Source organism: Porphyromonas sp. HMSC065F10, assembly GCF_001808555.1.
Taxonomy (GTDB): Bacteria; Bacteroidota; Bacteroidia; order Bacteroidales; family Porphyromonadaceae; genus Porphyromonas_A.
On sequence record NZ_KV793752.1, the window covers coordinates 67,363 to 86,093 of the forward strand.

Here is an 18,731-nt window from a genome sequence, read left to right on the forward strand (position 1 = left end):
CCCTTGACTACCGACTTAGGAAGGGGGTGGCTCACTCGCTGTGCATCGTCTTTATGGATCGCCTCATCGAATTTCTCCGGTCCAAGAGACATCTCCTGATCTTCCTGCTCCTTGAGGTGGTTGCCTTGGCACTCCTCTTTAGTGGCAGTAGGTACCGATCCAGTGTCATGCTGAGCTCTGCCAACGACCTTACCGGCAGGGTGATGGAGACGGCTCAGACTGTCCGTGCATACACAGGACTGGAGGAGGCAAATGTGGAGCTGCTTCATAGGAATGCGATGCTGGAGCGTGAGGTGCTCCGTCTACACAACCAGCTGGAGCGACTCTCTGTTGACTCCCTCTCTTGGCAGCGCCTGGGGCGAGACACACTGGAGAGACCCTTCCCCTACCACTACATAGTGGGAAGGGTCGTGGGGATGGTGCTCTTTGACAAGAGTAATTATCTGACCTTGGACATCGGCAAGCAAGATGGTGTGGCTGTAGATATGGGGGTCGTGAGCACAGATGGAGTGGTCGGTATCGTACAAGCGGTGAGCGATCATTACTCGAGAGTCGTACCGGTGATCAATAGTACCTTCGGGATCAGCTGCAAAGTGGAAGGCTCTGACCTCGTGAGTATACTGAAGTGGGATGGCCAGGATATCAATCACTCCCTGCTGACTAATATCCCCAAGCACCAGTCGCTGGAGCCAGGACGATCGGTCTTTACGAGCGGATACTCGGCCTCTTTCCCCTCCGGCCTATCTGTAGGGACAGTAGTTGGCCCGGGGAAGTCACCTGACGATAGTTTCTTTGCTTACCGAGTGGAGCTATCCACGCACTTTGCCTCTCTGAAGTACGTCTATGTGCTGCAGTATGAGAGTCGCCAGGAGAGAAATGTGATCGAAGAGCCTGTCACAGATAGACGATCCCTATGAGTAAGTACACCCTCCGACTTGGTATCTTGTTGCTTGTGCTACTACTCTTGCAGGTGGTACTCTTCAACCACCTGCTGCTCTTTCGGTACTTCTTGCCGATCATCTACCTCTACCCGCTTATTAAGATGCCATACCGGTCGGAGCCGTGGGTGCTGACCCTCGTCGCCGCTTGTATAGGACTCTTTATCGATCTGATGATGAATACGCCGGGACTCAATATGGCCTCCTCCGCACTGACGCTCTACCTACGCCCTAAGCTGCTGGGGGCGCTGGTGGATAAGGACGATCTCGACAATGCGGACGAGGAGAATCCGCTGATCACTCCCCGACTGATGGGAGCCGGAGCTTACTTGCTCTATATCTTGACCCTCACACTGGTACAGATCAGCTCGATATTCCTCCTTGAGTTTTTCTCCACCGGACTCTTGGTACACACATTACCCTACATTGGCGGATCCGTTGTGATAACGGTGTTGCTTTTCTTGATCTTTGATGCACTCTTGATGCCGCGCAGGAGGGGATGAGACCATCACATAGTAGGTATAGTGAGCGTAGCTTTATCATCGTAGGGGTGATGACGCTGGTGGTTATTGTCTACGTGGCGAGACTCTTCTATGTCCAGGTGCTCTCTCCGGAGTATAAGCTGGCAGCGGAGAATATTGCCTTTTACCACCGGACCCTCTATCCATCGCGCGGTCTGATGCGTGATCGCAACGACAGTCTCGTTGTCTATAATACCGCTACGGCAGATGCAAAGGTCATCATGCGACAGATGGAGGGCTTTGATAGTCTTGCCTTTTGTCATATCCTGGACATTGACCTCCGAGACTTACGTGAGCGTCTGGAGCAAGTGAAGGATCGGGAGTCTAATAGGGGGTACTCGCCCTTTGTGCCGCAGACAATCTTCTCCCAGATAACCCCAGTGGAGGCAGGGCTATTAGAGGAGCAGCTATACAAGTTTCCCGGTCTACTCATAGAGCACTATACATCTCGGGCATATACCTACTCTGCAGGGGCTCTTCTGCTTGGCAGTATCGGCGAGGTCGGTCCGGGTGACATCAAGCGGGATCCCTATTACACACCCGGAGACTATGCCGGCACGACGGGTCTGGAGAAGAGCTACGAGCGATTCTTGCGAGGAAATAAAGGGACCTCTATACTCCTCAGAGATGTACACGGCCGGGTGCAGGGCCAGTATGAGGAGGGTAAGTATGATCAGGAGCTCACCTCGGGGCATGATCTCAAGCTTAGCATTGACATCAAGCTGCAGGCCTATGGTGAGCGTCTGATGCAAGGCAAGAGTGGAGCGATCGTCATGATAGAGCCGAGTACGGGCGAAGTATTGGCTCTGGTCTCGTCTCCCACCTTTGATCCCTCTCGCTTAGTGGGTAAGGAGCGGGGAAAGAACTACCAGTCACTCGCCACTGATCCTCTCAAGCCTCTTTACAATAGAGCTATTCAGGCTGCCTATCCGCCCGGATCGACCTTCAAGACTGTGCAGTCAGCAGCCTTTCTGCAGGAGGGCTGCATCACGCCGGGTACTATGTACTCCTGTCATGGTGGTTACCCACTGCTCGGGGGGCGTCCCCGATGCCATGGTCACGGATCCCCATTAGATCTCAGGCATGCCATTGCCACCTCCTGCAATGCCTATTTTTGCTGGGGTCTGAGGGCTTTCTTAGACGATAGATCCCGCTACGCTACCGTGGAGGAGGCTTTCGATCACTGGCGAGACTATATTGTCAAGATGGGCTTCGGACATAAGACCGGTGTGGATCTGCCGGGAGAGAGCCGTGGCTATATCCCCAGCTCTGCCGTATACGACAAGCTCCATAATGGGCGCTGGACATCAAGCTCAATAGTCTCCATATCAATCGGTCAGGGTGAGATCCTTGCTACACCATTGCAGATAGCCAATTTTGGTGCTGTGGTAGCTAATAGGGGTCACTACTTTACCCCTCACTTGGTGAAGGAGATCGACGGCATGCCTCAGGACTCACTCTATATTGAGCGTATGGAGACAGGGATACGACCAGAGTATTTCCAAGTGATTGCCGAGGGGATGCGTATGGCGGTGATAGGCGGTACCTGTCGTAAGGCAAACCTATCTGACTTTGCCATCTGTGGAAAAACCGGTACTGCAGAGAATCCTCACGGCAAAGATCACTCCCTCTTCCTCGGCTTTGGTCCGATGGAGGAGCCCAAGGTCTCCATCGCTGTTATGGTGGAGAATGGAGGCTTCGGTGCCACCTATGCAGTCCCTATCGGTAGACTTATGCTTGACTACTACCTCCATGGTGACTCTATTACTCCCTCGTCAATTAGCTACGAGAGTGCGATGTTATCCTCAGTAATTAGATAGGCGTATGACTAATAGACTATCCTCCGGGACCTCTATGGGACTGAGGCATCGGGCTGACTGGCTAGCCATACTGCTTTACCTAATCTTGGTGGTGATTGGGTGGCTCGCCATCTATGCAGCTGATGGCACCTATACCATCACCGATACTTCCTTCAGTATTGAGGGTAGGGCACTGTCACAACTGGTATGGATCGGGATCTCCGCCGGTGCAGCGATTGCCATACTGCTTATAGACACCTTCTTCCTGAAGCAGTCTGCTCCGGTGCTCTACTTCGCCATGATCGGTCTCTTGATCGTGACAATCTTCATCGCTCCGGACATCAAGGGATCGCGGTCGTGGTTGGTGATCACGGACTCTGTGCGGCTACAGCCGGCGGAGTTCTCCAAGCTCACCACCGCCCTGATGCTGGCATGGTGGATGTCAAAGTATAACTTTAGCCTCGAGCGGACCCGTGACCTGGCGATCGCTTTTGCCATCATCATTGCCCCGATGCTGATCATCGTCCTTCAGTCAGAGACAGGATCCGCTTTGGTCTACGCTGCATTCATCATCATCCTCTATAGGGAGGGGCTGAGTAGTGCTGTCCCACTCTTTGGCGTCTTCTGCGCTCTGCTTTTTGTGCTGGAGCTCAAGTTTGCCGAGCCGGTCTGGGGCGTTACCCCTGCCGGACGATTGGTTGTCCCGCTACTGATCTACCTCGGTGTGGTGCTCTCGGCACAGGCTTACTGCGAGCTTGACCGGGCTTGGTTGGTCGGCTTGGTGATTGCCCCCTCGCTGATGATTATGGCTGCAATCCTCTCCCTGTGGGTGAGTGTTGACTTCTCGATCTTTGCCATCCTTGCGCTGGTGCTACTGCTGGTATGGGTGGTCGTACAGGCTTATGGTCACAGAGGGCGACATATTGGTCGGCTGATCACCTTTGCCGGGGTGAGTGTGGCCATGTATGCCGGGGTGGGTTACTTTTTTGACAATATCCTCCAGCCCCACCAGCAGACCCGTATCCTCGTCTCTCTGGGACTTAAGGACGATCCTGCCGGTGCCGGATACAATGTGCATCAGAGTCTCATCGCGATCGGCTCCGGAGGCCTGCTCGGCAAGGGGTATTTACAGGGGACTCAGACAAAGCTCTCTTACGTGCCTGAGCAGACAACGGATTTCATATTCTGTACCATCGGTGAGGAGGAGGGCTTCATCGGCTGCTTAGTCGTGCTGCTCCTCTTCCTTGCCCTGATCTGCCGTATCATTTACATCGCTGAGCGCCAGCCGGAGACCTTTGCTCGTGTGTACGGCTACGCGGTGGCATCCATACTCTTCTTCCACCTCTTGGTGAATGTGGGGATGGTGATCGGTCTCGTCCCAGTGATCGGCATCCCGCTCCCCTACATCAGCTATGGCGGATCATCGTTGCTAAGCTTTACCCTGCTCTTATTTGTACTCTTGAGACTGGATGCTTCGCGTATGCCGGTCTCCACTCTCCGATAATATGAAGAAAACCGACACCAAACTCAATCCTATCTCGTGGGTCTCCACAGTCTACTTCGCCATGGGGCTCCCGATGGTCATGCTCTCGGACGTCTCTCTGCTACTCTTCAAGGATATGGGCATACCGGATAAGGAAATCACCTTCTGGGCCTCCCTCCTGATCCTTCCGTGGAGCCTAAAGCCTTTCTTCAGCCCGGTGATGGAGCTCTTTGGGAGTAAACGGCAGTACGTCTTTATCTCTGAGATTATATCCGCTCTTATGCTTGGCCTGATCGCAGCATCACTTGGCTTAGAGGAGTCTTTTCCGCTACTGCTCCTCCTGATGGCTGTGATGGCACTCTCAGGGTCGGTGCATGACATTGCCGGGGATGGGATCTATATGGAAGCACTCACGCCTACGCTTCAGAGCAAGTTTGTCGGGTGGCAGGGTGCCTTCTACAACATCGCCAAGGTGCTGGCCAAGGGCGGACTGGTCTATCTCGTGGGCTACCTCACTACCTCTATTGGGATTGTCCGCTCCTGGCAGAGTATGGTACTGGTGGCGGGCGGCCTGATGCTGCTACTCGGTGTGTGGCATATGGCAGTATTACCCCATAGTGAGGCCCCTGTAACGGATGAGAAGCGGTCTGTGAAGTCGACACTACAAGGGGTGTGGGAGATCTTTGTTAGTTTCTTTGAGAAGAAGCACATCTGGTTTTACCTGCTATTTATTTTCCTCTACCGCTTCACAGAGGGGCTCGCCATTAAGGTGGCGCCTCTCTTCCTGAAGGCCGGCACCGATCTCGGAGGACTGGGACTGACAAATAAGGACTTTGGTCTCATCTACGGAACCCTGGGGACGGTAGCCTTTATAGGAGGAAGCATATTGGCCGGGTACTACATAGGTCACTATGGCCTACGGAAGGTGCTTTTCACTCTGGCTGTGATCTTCAATCTCCCTTTTATCATCTTTTTTCTCCTCGCCTTCTTACAGCCGACCAATCTGGTGTGGCCGGCGGTAGGGATTGTCGTGGAGCAATTTGGCTACGGTTTCGGATTTGTCGGCCTGACGCTTTTCATGATGCAGCAGGTGGCACCCGGTCCTCATCGCATGGCACACTATGCCATTGCCAATAGTCTGATGAACCTCAGCTATATGATCCCCGGCCTGATCAGTGGCACCATCAGCGATGCGGTAGGGTACAGCTCCTTCTTCCTCATTGCGGTCTTGGTGTCCATACCCGGGTTGATATGCGCAAAAGTAGTACCTTTCTCCTACGATGGAGATGGTAATAAACTCACTAAATAAATGAATATGGATAATATAAAAATCGCCGGGAGGTCTCTCCCCAATATGCCTTGGGAGGATCGCCCTCAAGGATGTCATGCTCCACTCTGGAGATACAGCAAAAACCCCATCATCGGTCGGCATGAGACACCGACAAGTAACAGCATATTCAATAGTGCAGTCGTCCCATTCAAGGACGGGTATGCCGGGGTCTTCCGCTGCGACGACACCAATCGAAGGATGCGTCTTCATGTTGGATTTAGTCAGGATGGTCTCTCCTGGGATATCTCCCCGGATAAGATTGTCTTCGACTGTGATATCCCTGAGGTGGGGGAGTGGGTCTATGGATATGACCCTCGGGTGACAGAGATCGATGGTCGCTACTTTGTCTCCTGGTGCAATGGCTATCATGGACCCACCATCGGCGTGGCTTGGACGGACGACTTCCGGACCTTCCATCAGCTGGAGAACGCATTTCTGCCATTCAATCGCAATGGCGTCTTCTTCCCACGAAAGATCAACGGTCGCTATGCTATGCTCAGCCGGCCGAGCGACAATGGTCATACCGCCTTCGGAGACATATTCTACAGCGAGTCTCCGGATCTGGAGTTTTGGGGGCACCATAGACATGTGATGTCGCCGGCAGACTTTGAGGTAAGCGCTTGGCAGTGTCTCAAGATCGGAGCAGGACCTATCCCTATCGAGACTTCGGAGGGTTGGTTGCTCATCTACCATGGTGTGCTCAGGAGCGCCAATGGATATGTTTACGCCTTTGGCTCTGCTCTCCTTGATAAGGATCAGCCCTGGAAGGTAACAGCACGGAGTGGGGCATACCTCATCTCTCCGCAGGAGCTTTATGAGTGTGTTGGGGATGTGCCCAACGTCTGCTTCCCCTGTGCTGCACTCCACGATCCGGATAGCGGACGTATTGCCGTCTACTACGGGTGTGCCGACTCCGTCACCGGTCTCGCCTTTGGCTACATACCGGAGATCATCGACTTTACTCGGAGGACAAACATTCTGTAGGTAAAAGCAAAGAGCTTGATAGCCTTACCATCGGTGTCAATTCTTTTTCAGGACTTGTCGTATTCTAGTAGTGATATAAGCTAGGAGAGCAGGCAGACAACGTTAAAAACAGTACACGTGAGTAGGGTAACTTGCAGGGATGTGAGCAGCATCTCATCTTCTTTTGTGCCATAACCAACTCAATCAAAATTTAATTATGAAGACCAGAAATCAGATCCCATGGCAAAACACGCCTTTGAACTTGGGAGGCAATTCGGAATCCAACTCTTTCAAACAAGCAGAAGATTTGTCCAATTATGGGTTATTTCATATCTCCGAGCCTGAAGAAACGATGGATACAATACTTCTTGAGTTTTTGACAAGATCTGTGATTGATATTGTAGATACATATCAAAGACAATCTAATAACAGCATGCTTCCTACTTGGGATCAGTTTGTCAAACGAGTAAAAATGGGAATAGCAGAAGAAGGTGGAGATAAGGCTGAACAAACAAGACGATTAGATGAGATGTATGGATTTCTCGCAAATGTTTGGAAGCACTTACGAGAAGAGAATCCAGACTATAAGGAACTACAAGAACTGACACCAGAGGTAATTGCAAAAGTATATCAAAAGCACGTTAGTCAAATTGGTGTAAGTACTGCTTATATTACAAACGAAATTGAAGAATATCAAAAGCGAAAGGAACAGAGACGATCAGAACAACAACCGACTAATCAGCAGCCTACAACTCCTCAGACATCACAACCTACATCACAAACACCTACTGAACAGCCCAGCAATACTTCAACACCACGAACTCTTTCTTACGACAAACCAGTTACTCTAAAGTTAACCTACGAGGAATATCAGAATAGGGTTTTAGATGCAATCGATTATCAAAGTTACTTAGAACATTCTAATAAGAATGTAGAGCCTGATCTCACAGCCTCGTATAACCTAAGTACACCAATTCAGAAACGAATAGATTGGTCATGTGATCCATTCTTAGTGGATCATATGAGAGGTCTTAAGAGTGAGAAGTTGTTGACAGGTGAAATAAAAGAAGGAGACCAATTCACGATAGTTATTCCTACTAATGAAATTGCTAACAACACTGAGATTGATTACTATGAGCTTGTTGAAGGCATAGATGGAAGGTCTTCTGCCATTAGACGAGTTACTACGTGGAGAGAATTCAAAGCAGGTAAGAACATCTTCTATCGGGAACTCACCGAAAACGATAGACTCTATTGGAGATACATTCCTCTGTATGCTCAGGATTCAAATGGAGATAATGTATTCAGTATAGCAACTGAGTTCTATTTCCAAAATCCAAATGAGATTGGTTTTGAGATTCTATCTTCTGATACCGAGGAAGAAGCTCGAGAGAAGAATCGGAATCGCAAAGCCGTTCAAGTAGAGGGGATGGATAGGCTGAATGCGCTACGCTTTAAAGCTGCTCAAAACTATCATGAAAATCACAATGCAAATGCAACCAATGACAATAACACGCATACAATAGTCAAGATAACCAAGTTCGTAAGAAATAGCGGATATGCCATTTCAATTAGTGAAATGAAAAATTCTGAGAAGCCTCAATACAAACGTATAGCAGAGGTTCGTAGTGACGCTAAAAAGACACAGTATGGTTATATAAAATTAGATAAAAATGGAAACTATAGTGTTTATCGTCCTAATGGCAAACCAATATTTAGACGCGACATTTACCACGATTTCATACAACATCTTGATAAGACACAAATCAACGGATTATTGGTTGAAATCAAGGAATCACCTGTTGATGGTCAAGTAATTATCATTCCGATTCAATATGGTGGGCTTCCTACTGCTGAACAATCGCAACTTGGAGGAGAACTTAGAGCTTACATCATCGATTCGTTATTAAACAGATCTTCTAAGGCTCAACCTTTTCGTAAGGTATTAGGTGAAATTAATGCGGCAAACTCTACGAAGCTTGTTCTTGAAATGAATTGGGATCTGTTTGAACCATATCATAGAAATACAAGATCAAAGACTGTTATACAAATAACACAAAAGGGTAATTATTGTTTATCTTATTGGGACAGAAATACATCTACACTTACGCGGATTGTTTCATTCAGAAAAGAAGATGGTACTATAGGTATAAGACAAATCGAACTTAAATACAATTATGATTCTAACAATAACTCAAATGTAGAAGAGATTCGTAATGTTGAGCTTGATCTTGCAAACACAGCCGAAAAAAATGCTCTTATAGCAAAACTTCAAACAGCATTGAATTATTTTGTTGTTAGTCCTTACTTGATGAAAATGTCTGGAAAACATGTAGAGACTATCAATACTTCTACACGTACTATTACTTATTACACTATAGATTCAAGCGGTGTAAAAACACCTAAAACTGTACACATAAAAGATGTACTTGATGATAGTGCACAAACTTCTTTCTTATCACATCCTGTTGAAAAGGCAGACGGAACAGTTCAAGATACTGTGCTATTCCAACCAAAGGTAAAGATTGAATCCACTAATGAACAAAAGGTAGATCCGATTGATAAACTTGATTTGGTTCAGGAGAAGTTAAGAGTTGGGCTTTCTACATCTATTGATGTGGAGAATCCTAATGATTCAGGACAACAAAATGCACGTGATCCAAAGAAATCTATTAACGATTCTGTTGATCCGAAAACAGATGAAAATCCTACATCAAAAGATGATACTAAAAAGCCGACTACGCAAGATGAGTTGACAGAAGCTTTAATTGCTGGAGCAAAACGCATATATGGTGAAAATAGTAGAGAAGCAAAAAAACAAGAAGACCTGTTCAGAAGAATACAACGTCTTATAAATGGTAATAAAACGATCTAAACTAAAACTTCATCTTGGTCATCCTGACGGCTAAGGCTGTGTCATCGGTCGGGTGTTGGGAAACCCGATTAAATAGGTTACCTTTGCAGGCGAAGCGGGGACATATGGATCCCCGTGGACATTGAAAATATTACTATATGATCATTGTACCGGTAAGCCAGGGCGAAAATATCGAGCGTGCCCTGAAGAGATTCAAGAGGAAGTTTGACCGCACAGGCACTATGCGTCGTCTGCGTGATAACCGTAACTTCCGTAAGCCCTCCGACATTCGCCGTCGTAAGATGGAGAAGGCTCGCTACGTAGAGAATATGCGTAGGGAGATGATGGAGTGATACTCTCTGTCAACAGACAAGGAGAGTAGACCATGTAGAATACATATAACACTGAGGAGGTGTAAATACATAGAGAGGCAACGGTCATTTCCCGTTGTCTCTCTTTTTTTGCATCTTCTTTCAGAAACCACATTTGAAACAACCTGCGATATCGGGCATTCATCTCTCTCTTGACCTTTGAAAAATGGAGAAAAACAGGAATTCTGTGCAAAGTCGCATCAATAATGTAAAACGAGGGTAGCTATCATCGGAATTATTGGTAGGTTTGCTGACATTATGCGTGAAGTCGTTCACGTGTAGTCATAAAGTAGGATAATAAGATTAGCAACTATATCGAGTGAGTTCGTATGGACGACAAAGTACAAGAACTGGCGAGTAAGATCTACAAGGATGGTATCGCCAAGGCTGACTCTCGCGCAGAGGAGATCGTAGCAGCAGCAGAGGAGAAGAGAGACAAGATCCTTGCTGAGGCTGAGGCAAAGGCTAAGGAGATTTTGTCCAGAGCAGACAGCGAAGTGGCCGGGCTGCGTGAGCGCTCCCTGAGGGAGCTTCAGCTCTCGGCTGACCGCGCCTCGGATGCCCTGAGGACGGAGATCGGTGATATGATCAACGACCGTGCTGTCAGCGAGGGTGTTGACCAAGCATTTGCCGACCCTGAGAGGCTCTACGATGTGGTACTCAGACTATGCCAAAAGCTTTTTGAAGAGGGGAGCAATAGCGTCACTGTCTCTACTGAGGATGGAGAGGCTCTCCGGAAGTACTTTATGAACCATGCCTCCGGGATCCTGGAGAAAGGACTTGACATCAAGAGTGTCCAGGGTAGGGCGGCCTCTTTTGCCATCGCACCCGCCGACAAGGGCTATGAGGTCGTGGTAAGCAAGGAGGCCCTGACGGAGTACTTCAAGGACTTTATGCGGCCGCAGCTTCGGGAGGCTCTCTTCACGGCACCCGACAAAGAGTGACCCTCTATGGCTGAGTATTATGCCTTAGGAGCAGGTCTGCCGACGCTAAGACCGGAGATCGGGAAAAATCCTCCACTCACTCTGAGGGAGTTTGTGGAGACCCTTCGCGGGCAGCTTACCCACCGAGATGGTCAGCTCCTGGACCTGCTGCTCCTCAGAGAGGACAATAGGGCACTCGTGGCTCTGCTCTATGATCGACCGATCCCTGAGCCGCAGGTCCCATACGTGGTCGGGCCCGATAAGCTACGCAGGTTGGTCAATGCGGCAGAGAGAGGTATGATTACCTCCGAGATGGTGGGAGAGGAGCTACACTTCGACCCAAAGACCTATCCCTCCTATCTGGTGGACTTTATATATGAGTATCGCCACGATCAGGAGATTGACCGCCCTGCAGAGCATTTCTACGAGGATATCTTAGATAATTATTACTTCCGCTACGTTATGAAGCGGGGGGATAAGTTTGTCCGCACTTGGGTTAGTTTTGATCGCTCCATCCGCCTTGTGCTGGCAGCTATTACGATCAAGCGACACGACCTTGACGCTCGTAGGCTGATCGTCGGTGATAGTGAGCTGGTGCGTCTCCTCAGGAGTGGCAACTGGCATGATATAAGCTTCCTCGAGGAGGGAGAGGTGGTGCAGAAGGTGCTACAGATCTCCGAGGAGGAGGATCTCTCCGCCAGGGAGCATCGCATTGATCAGCTTAAGTGGGAGTACTTGGATAGTCTCACCTTTGCTGACACTTTCTCCATCGATACCATGCTGGCCTACCTGCTTAAGCTGCAGATGCTGAGTCGCTGGAGCTCTCTCGATGCAGAGATCGGCAAGAGTCGTTTCAGGGAGATCATCGATCAGCTCAATCATGAGAGCCGGTCAGACCTTGAGAAGTTTCGGGCTGAGGCCAAGAGACATAACCGTCTCTAAGCTTAGGGATAGACAACAATATAAAACGATATACAGATGAAAACTACAGGTAAGGTGGTAGGGTTGGTCTCCAACCTGGTGACTGTAGAGGTAAATGGTCCTGTCGCACAAAACGAGATTTGCTTTGTCATCCTCGATGATGGCTCAGAGCTGATGGCTGAGGTCATCAAGATCGAGGGGATCTTGGTGGATGTGCAGGTCTATGAGAGTACCCGCGGACTCAAGATCGGTGATCAAGTCCGGTTTGAGCAGCATATGCTTGAGGTGACTCTCGGCCCGGGACTGCTCTCTAAAAACTTTGATGGTCTCCAGAATGATCTGGATAAGATGACGGGGCTCTTCCTCAAGCGTGGAGAGTATACCGATCCTCTTGATCGGGACAAGAAGTGGGACTATGAGCCGACTGCTAAGGTAGGCGACACTGTCGAGGCCGGATCTTGGATAGGTCTTGTGGAGGAAAATCATCAGCCACACCGGATCATGGTTCCCTTTACATTCAAGGGGATGTATACGGTGAAGAAGCTTACACAAAAGGGGCAGTACACCGTGGACGACGAGATGGCTGTGCTGACGGATGAGAGTGGGGTGGATCACTCCATTACCATGACTCAGAAGTGGCCCGTCCGTCAGGCGGTGCCCTGCTATGCTGACAAGCCGAGACCCTTTAAGTTGCTTGAGACCGGGATCCGCTGTATCGATATTTCCAATCCTATGGTAGAGGGAGGTACCGGGTTCATCCCGGGAGCCTTTGGTACCGGTAAGACAGTCCTGCAGCATGCAATTTCGGAGCAGGCTGAGGCTGACATCGTGATCATGGCTGCGTGCGGTGAGCGAGCCAATGAGGTGGTTGAGATCTTTAAGGAATTCCCGGAGCTTGAGGATCCTCACACAGGTCGCAAGCTGATGGAGCGCACGATCATCATCGCCAACACCTCCAATATGCCGGTGTCGGCTCGTGAGGCGTCAGTGTACACCGCTATGACGATCGCTGAGTACTACCGGACTATGGGACTGAAGGTGCTCCTGATGGCAGACTCCACCTCTCGCTGGGCTCAGGCACTCCGTGAGATGTCCAATCGTATGGAGGAGCTGCCCGGACCGGACGCTTTCCCGATGGACCTCTCGGCCACTATCTCGGCTTTCTATGCACGTGCCGGCTATGTCCACCTGAAGAATGGAAAGACCGGGTCGATCACCTTCATCGGGACCGTATCCCCTGCCGGTGGTAACCTCAAGGAGCCGGTGACTGAGAATACCCAGAAGGTGGCGCGTTGTTTCTACGCCCTCCAACAGGATCGCGCGGATAAGAAGCGCTATCCGGCAGTCAATCCTATTGACTCATACTCGAAGTATCTGGAGTACCCGGAGTTTCAGAAGTATGTTGCTGAGGCTGCCTCGCCCGACTGGCTGGAGATGGTCGGTCAAGTCAAGCACCGCATGCGTCAGGGACAGGAGATCGCCGAGCAGATCAATATCCTTGGTGATGATGGTGTCCCCGTAGACTACCATGTCACATTTTGGAAGTCTGAGCTGATCGACTTTGTCATCCTCCAGCAGGATGCCTTTGATGCCATCGATGCTATGTGCCCTCTGGAGCGCCAACAAGAGATGCTCTCTCTTGTGATTGACATCTGTGAGAGCGACCTTACGTTTGAGGACTTCAACGAAGTCTCTGTCTTCTTCAAGGAGCTGATCAACGAGCTGAGGCAGATGAATTACTCCGAATTCCGTAGCGAGGACTACAATAAGTACCGTGAACGGGCTAAGAAGATGGTTGAGACACGCCTTGCGGACAAGTCTCACGTAGTAGAGGAAACGGCTAACGCCTAAGGGTAGACTGATTATGACTAAGAAAGCATTCCAAAAGATATACACCCACATCTCCGACATCACCAAGGCAACCTGCTCTCTGCGTGCTACCGGTGTGGGTAATGATGAGCTTGCTCTCATCGATGGTCGTGTGGCTCAGGTCGTCCGACTGGAGGACGATGTGGTGACACTTCAGGTCTTCTCCGGTACGGAGGGCATCCCGACCAATGCCGAGGTGACCTTCCTCGGTAAGGCTCCCGCCCTAAAGGTGGGCGACTCTCTCACCGGACGCTTCATGAATGCCTACGGAGATCCTATTGATGATGGTCCGATCATTGAGGGCAAGGATGTGGAGATCGGAGGTCCGTCTGTCAATCCTGTCCGTCGTGAGCAGCCCTCAGAGCTGATTACAACCGGCATCTCCGGCATCGACCTCAATAACACCCTCGTCACGGGACAGAAGATCCCCTTCTTCGCTGACCCGGACCAGCCCTACAATGAGGTGATGGCAACCGTGGCGATGCGTGCTGAGTCGGACAAAATCATCCTTGGCGGTATGGGACTGACGAATGACGACTACCTCTACTTCCGCAACACCTTTGCCGAGGCAGGAGCACTCGATCGTATCGTCTCCTTCATCAATACCACCGAGGACTCGTCTATCGAGCGGGTGCTGATCCCTCACATGGCCCTCACAGCAGCAGAGTACTTCGCTGTGGAGAAAAATGAGAAGGTGCTTGTCCTCCTGACGGATATGACTAACTACGCTGATGCGCTGGCGATAGTCTCCAATAAGATGGACCAGATCCCCTCTAAGGACTCTATGCCCGGCTCCCTCTACTCTGACCTGGCAAAGGTCTATGAGAAGGCAGCTCAATTCCCATCTGGTGGCTCCATCACCATCATCGCCGTGACGACACTGTCGGGTGGAGACATCACCCACGCAGTTCCGGACAACACCGGATACATCACCGAGGGGCAGCTCTATCTCCGTACTGATAGCACTATCGGCAAGGTCATCGTCGATCCCTTCCGCTCCCTGTCACGACTGAAGCAGCAGGTGATCGGGAAGAAGACCCGCGAGGATCACCCCCAGGTGATGAATGCCGGTGTTCGTCTCTTCGCTGATGCCTCCAATGCTCAGACCAAGCTGGAGAATGGATTTGACCTCACTGACTACGATGAGCGTACGCTCGACTTCGCCAAGGAGTACGCCAATGACCTCCTTGCCATTGACGTCAATATCAATACCACAGAGATGCTTGATACGGCATGGCGGCTCTTCGCTCGGCACTTCACACCCGCTGAGGTGGCGATCAAGCAGTCTCTTGTCGACAAATACTGGCCACAGGATGTTGAGATGGTCGGTCACTCTCAGGAGGAGGCGTAATCCCGGTGAGTACGACTGAGGTATGGCTGTAAAATTTCAATACAACAAAACTTCTCTCCAGAGGCAGAAGAAGGATCTCCACCTCCGAGAGCGAATCCTCCCTACGATTAAGAGTAAGGAGAGTGCGCTTCGTCTCGAGGTGCGGCGGGTCAAGAAGGAGGTTGAGGATCTCGAGGCTCAGGTAGAGCACAGTATCGAGAATTTCGACACCATGACCGCCCTCTGGAGTGAGTTTGACCCCTCTCTCGTCAGAGTGGAGGATGTCCATCTCGAGACCCGCAAGGTAGCCGGCATCCCGGTACCGGTGCTGGGCGAGGTAGACTTTGAGGTTCGCCCTTTTAGTCTCCTTAATACCCCCTCCTGGTATATGGAGGGCACGCAGCTGATAAAGAATCTTGCCACCGTTGGCATCCAAGCTGAGGTGGGACGCCTGGAGCTGGACATCCTGCAGCATGCCAGACGTAAGACGACGCAGAAGGTCAACCTCTTCGAGAAAGTACAGATCCCCGGTCTCAAGGAGGCAATCCTGAAGATAAAGCGCTATCTTGAGGACGAAGAATCGCTCTCTAAAGCGTCTCAAAAGATTATGCGTGCTCACCTTGACGAGGAGAAGGAGAAACGCCGCAACGCTATGGAGGCAGAATCTGAAATGGAAGCAATAGTATGATAGAGACGATGAATAAGTACTCGTTCCTGGTCTTTGAGCCGGAGTACGAGGCGTTCCTACAGAAATTGCGCTCCTTAGGCGTGATCCATGTCCGACAGAATAAGGATCCCAATGAGCTCGACCGCATAAGAGAGGTTAAGGCTCGGCAGGACGAGTTGGCCGATCTGCGTAAGAGTCTCGGCTTCCTTATGGACCAGCACCCGCTTCAGAAGGAGCAGACTCCCGAGGATATCCGCCACATAGACTTCCCTGAGGAGACTCTGACGGACTATGACACCTACGTGAACCAGGTCAGTGACCTTGACGCCCGTATCAGGGAGAAGTCGAGGATCCTCTCTGACCTGAAGTCCCAGGAGCATGAGCTCTCATACTGGGGCGACTTTGATCCGACACTGATCTCTAAGCTTAGAGCCAAGGGGGTCAATATGACCTTCTGGACCGTCCTCTCTCAGAGGTACAATAAGGAGTGGGAGGAGCTCTACCATGCGCAGATCATTCAGACTGCCGGTCGCTCCACCTACTTTGTCACCATCACCTCTGAGGACGAGCCTGAGCCGGAGCTTGAGTATGCCGAGCGGGTCCGTCTACCCGACCGATCCATTAGCTCTCTGAGGGTAGAGAGACAGAGTCTGGAGGAGGAGCTAAGGCTACTGACGGACTCCAAGCTCTACCTCGCTCACCACGATCAGATACTCGATAAGCAGGAGGCCCACCTCGCCGATACCTACCAGATGGACAATGCCTACTATCAGGCTGATCGCCTCTATGACGATCGACTGATGGTGCTGGAGGGCTATGTCCCCGCCAAGCAGGATGCCGCCATGCAGGCAGCACTCTCAGAGGAGGGTATCGCCTACGTCCAGGAGGAAATTGTCTATGGTGAGGATGTGCCCATCAAGCTCTCCAATAGTCGCTTTGGCAGGGCCTTTGAGCCTCTGGTAAAGATGTTCTCCCTCCCTAATTACTGGGAGTTTGACCCGACACCATTCATCGCACCCTTCTTCATGCTCTTCTTCGGTATGTGCTCGGGAGATGCAGGATACGGGTTGGTAGTGCTGATATTGGCAACGATCTTTAAGCGCAAGGTGGGTGAGAGTGCCAAGATGTACTTAGAGCTCTTCCAGTGGCTCGGTGGAGCCGCTGTGGTGATGGGATTCCTTGCCGGCACCTTCTTCGGCATTTCACTCGTCGAGGTCCCCTTCCTCAGTTCGATCAAGGACTTCTTCCTCTCGTCGGATAACCTGATGGTGATCTCCCTAGCGCTGGGACTCGTCCAGATCCTATTTGCGAAGTATGTGGCTGCCTTCAAGGTTAGACACCAGAGCGGCACCCGCGCTTCGCTCGCCAGCTTCGCTTGGCCAACATTGGTGATCTTTATCGGGCTTGTGGTCGGGTTACCCGCCCTCAGCATTCAGCTGCCACAGTGGCTTGAGTACACCCTCTGGGGCGTTGTAGGGCTCTGCGTCTTTGCGGTCTTCTTCCTCAACTCTCCCGGCAAGAGCGTCTTCGTCAATCTTGGCAAAGGGCTGTGGGACACCTACAATACTGCCTCGGGGCTACTGGGAGATACCCTCTCCTATATCCGCCTCTTCGCCATCGGTCTGACGGGAGGTATCCTCGGTGGGGTCTTCAATACCCTCACAGAGACCGTCACCTCCTCTATGCCCATTTGGGCAGCGATACCGGTAGGACTGCTAATCCTCGCCTTTGGTCACGGGCTCAATTTCTGCCTCACGATGATCAGCTCGCTTGTCCACCCGGTCAGACTGACCTATGTGGAGTACTTCAACAACTCTGAGTACGAGGGTGGGGGGACACCTTATACTCCTATTGAGGAGAAGGTCTCCAAGTGATATATTATTCTTGACAAAACAATAACAAACTCAATAAGTAAATCAATTTATGTCTACTACACTTCTAATGGCCTACCTGGGTATCGCACTGATGGTCGGTCTCGCCGGTATCGGTAGCTGCTATGGTCTATCCTTTTGCGGTATTACCGCTATCGGGGCAATGCGCAAGGATCCCTCCAAGATGGGTCAGTACATAGGACTCTCAGCGCTTCCCTCTTCTCAGGGTCTCTATGGATTTGTGGGCTGGTACTTCGCTAGCCAGCATATCGCAGCAGATATGTCTGTACTCTCAGCCACAGCCATCCTCCTCTGTGGTCTGCTCCTCGGATCGGTAGGTCTCCTATCAGCTATGAAGCAGGGTAAGGTCCTTGCTCATGGTATTGCTGCCACCGCTGATGGTCACAATGTTTTTGCCATCTCCATGGTCGAGGCGGTCTTCCCCGAGCTGTACGCGATCCTCGCGCTCCTCGTTACCCTCCTGACCATGTTCTCACTCTGATAGGAGAGGCATAATCAATCCTCATCAAGGGATGTGTCCAGCTGGACACATCCCTTTTTTATTTACCGGCAAATCTCTGAAGGAGTCATCCTAAATAGAGGGCAAATGAAATGGGACTCTGCACGGGATCGTCCCGCAGGATATACTTGGATAGCGGTCAACCATCCGATGAGTGTAACAAGAACCGAGTGAGTTGGTTGCCCAATAGGCTTTTGTCCTGCAGAGGTGACGCATTTGAGCCTTACATAAGTCATTCAACTCATCGCTAAGGATGGGGAACAGTGGGCCCCTCTGGGGTGCACTGCGGTTCGTCCGCTACAGCCAAACTCGTCCGTCTCGCCCGATAAGACAGCGCAACCGGTGTAGAGACGCTCAGAGAGGTGTGTTTT

General features: G+C 50.8%; 15 protein-coding genes. All 15 read left to right on the forward strand.

Annotated elements, in window-relative coordinates; genetic code table 11:
* The first annotated feature begins 26 nt into the window (after positions 1-26).
* Positions 27-917: a rod shape-determining protein MreC gene (gene mreC / locus HMPREF2890_RS01700; protein WP_246825231.1), complete on the forward strand. Its 891-nt coding sequence runs from the start codon at positions 27-29 to the stop codon at positions 915-917.
* Positions 914-1,441, forward strand: coding sequence for a hypothetical protein (locus HMPREF2890_RS01705; protein WP_070464409.1), 528 nt, complete (start codon positions 914-916; stop codon positions 1,439-1,441). Before mreC ends, HMPREF2890_RS01705 begins: the two co-directional genes overlap by 4 nt.
* Positions 1,438-3,279, forward strand: coding sequence for a penicillin-binding protein 2 (gene mrdA, locus HMPREF2890_RS01710; RefSeq protein ID WP_070464411.1), 1,842 nt, complete (start codon positions 1,438-1,440; stop codon positions 3,277-3,279). The genes HMPREF2890_RS01705 and mrdA overlap by 4 nt, the downstream gene beginning before the upstream one ends.
* A 4-nt stretch (positions 3,280-3,283) precedes the next feature.
* Complete coding sequence (gene rodA, locus HMPREF2890_RS01715; RefSeq protein ID WP_070464412.1) at positions 3,284-4,762, forward strand: rod shape-determining protein RodA; 1,479 nt, start codon at positions 3,284-3,286, stop codon at positions 4,760-4,762.
* A gap of 1 nt (position 4,763) precedes the next feature.
* On the forward strand, positions 4,764-6,050 hold the full coding sequence (locus tag HMPREF2890_RS01720; protein WP_070464414.1) for an MFS transporter: 1,287 nt from the start codon (positions 4,764-4,766) through the stop codon (positions 6,048-6,050).
* 6 nt (positions 6,051-6,056) lie between these two features.
* Positions 6,057-7,055: a glycoside hydrolase family 130 protein gene (locus HMPREF2890_RS01725; protein ID WP_070464561.1), complete on the forward strand. Its 999-nt coding sequence runs from the start codon at positions 6,057-6,059 to the stop codon at positions 7,053-7,055.
* Between the two features lie 196 nt (positions 7,056-7,251).
* Entirely contained in the window at positions 7,252-9,909 is a 2,658-nt protein-coding gene (locus HMPREF2890_RS01730) for a PT domain-containing protein (protein ID WP_148130645.1), read from the forward strand.
* A gap of 137 nt (positions 9,910-10,046) precedes the next feature.
* Positions 10,047-10,241 (forward strand): 30S ribosomal protein S21, encoded by a 195-nt coding sequence (gene rpsU / locus HMPREF2890_RS01735; protein WP_070464419.1) that lies wholly within the window; start codon positions 10,047-10,049, stop codon positions 10,239-10,241.
* A gap of 347 nt (positions 10,242-10,588) precedes the next feature.
* Positions 10,589-11,203: a hypothetical protein gene (locus HMPREF2890_RS01740; protein ID WP_070464421.1), complete on the forward strand. Its 615-nt coding sequence runs from the start codon at positions 10,589-10,591 to the stop codon at positions 11,201-11,203.
* 6 nt (positions 11,204-11,209) lie between these two features.
* A complete protein-coding gene (locus HMPREF2890_RS01745; protein ID WP_070464423.1) occupies positions 11,210-12,124 on the forward strand; it encodes a DUF2764 family protein in 915 nt (304 codons plus the stop codon).
* Positions 12,125-12,160: 36 nt separating this feature from the next.
* A complete protein-coding gene (locus HMPREF2890_RS01750; RefSeq protein ID WP_070464425.1) occupies positions 12,161-13,954 on the forward strand; it encodes a V-type ATP synthase subunit A in 1,794 nt (597 codons plus the stop codon).
* 13 nt (positions 13,955-13,967) lie between these two features.
* Positions 13,968-15,323, forward strand: a complete 1,356-nt coding sequence (locus HMPREF2890_RS01755; protein ID WP_070464427.1) for a V-type ATP synthase subunit B — start codon at positions 13,968-13,970, stop codon at positions 15,321-15,323.
* Between the two features lie 22 nt (positions 15,324-15,345).
* Positions 15,346-15,990, forward strand: a complete 645-nt coding sequence (locus tag HMPREF2890_RS01760; protein ID WP_070464429.1) for a V-type ATP synthase subunit D — start codon at positions 15,346-15,348, stop codon at positions 15,988-15,990.
* Between the two features lie 8 nt (positions 15,991-15,998).
* On the forward strand, positions 15,999-17,843 hold the full coding sequence (locus tag HMPREF2890_RS01765; protein ID WP_246825232.1) for a V-type ATP synthase subunit I: 1,845 nt from the start codon (positions 15,999-16,001) through the stop codon (positions 17,841-17,843).
* A 49-nt stretch (positions 17,844-17,892) separates the two neighbouring features.
* Positions 17,893-18,342, forward strand: coding sequence for an ATPase (locus HMPREF2890_RS01770; RefSeq protein ID WP_070464433.1), 450 nt, complete (start codon positions 17,893-17,895; stop codon positions 18,340-18,342).
* Positions 18,343-18,731 lie beyond the last annotated feature (389 nt).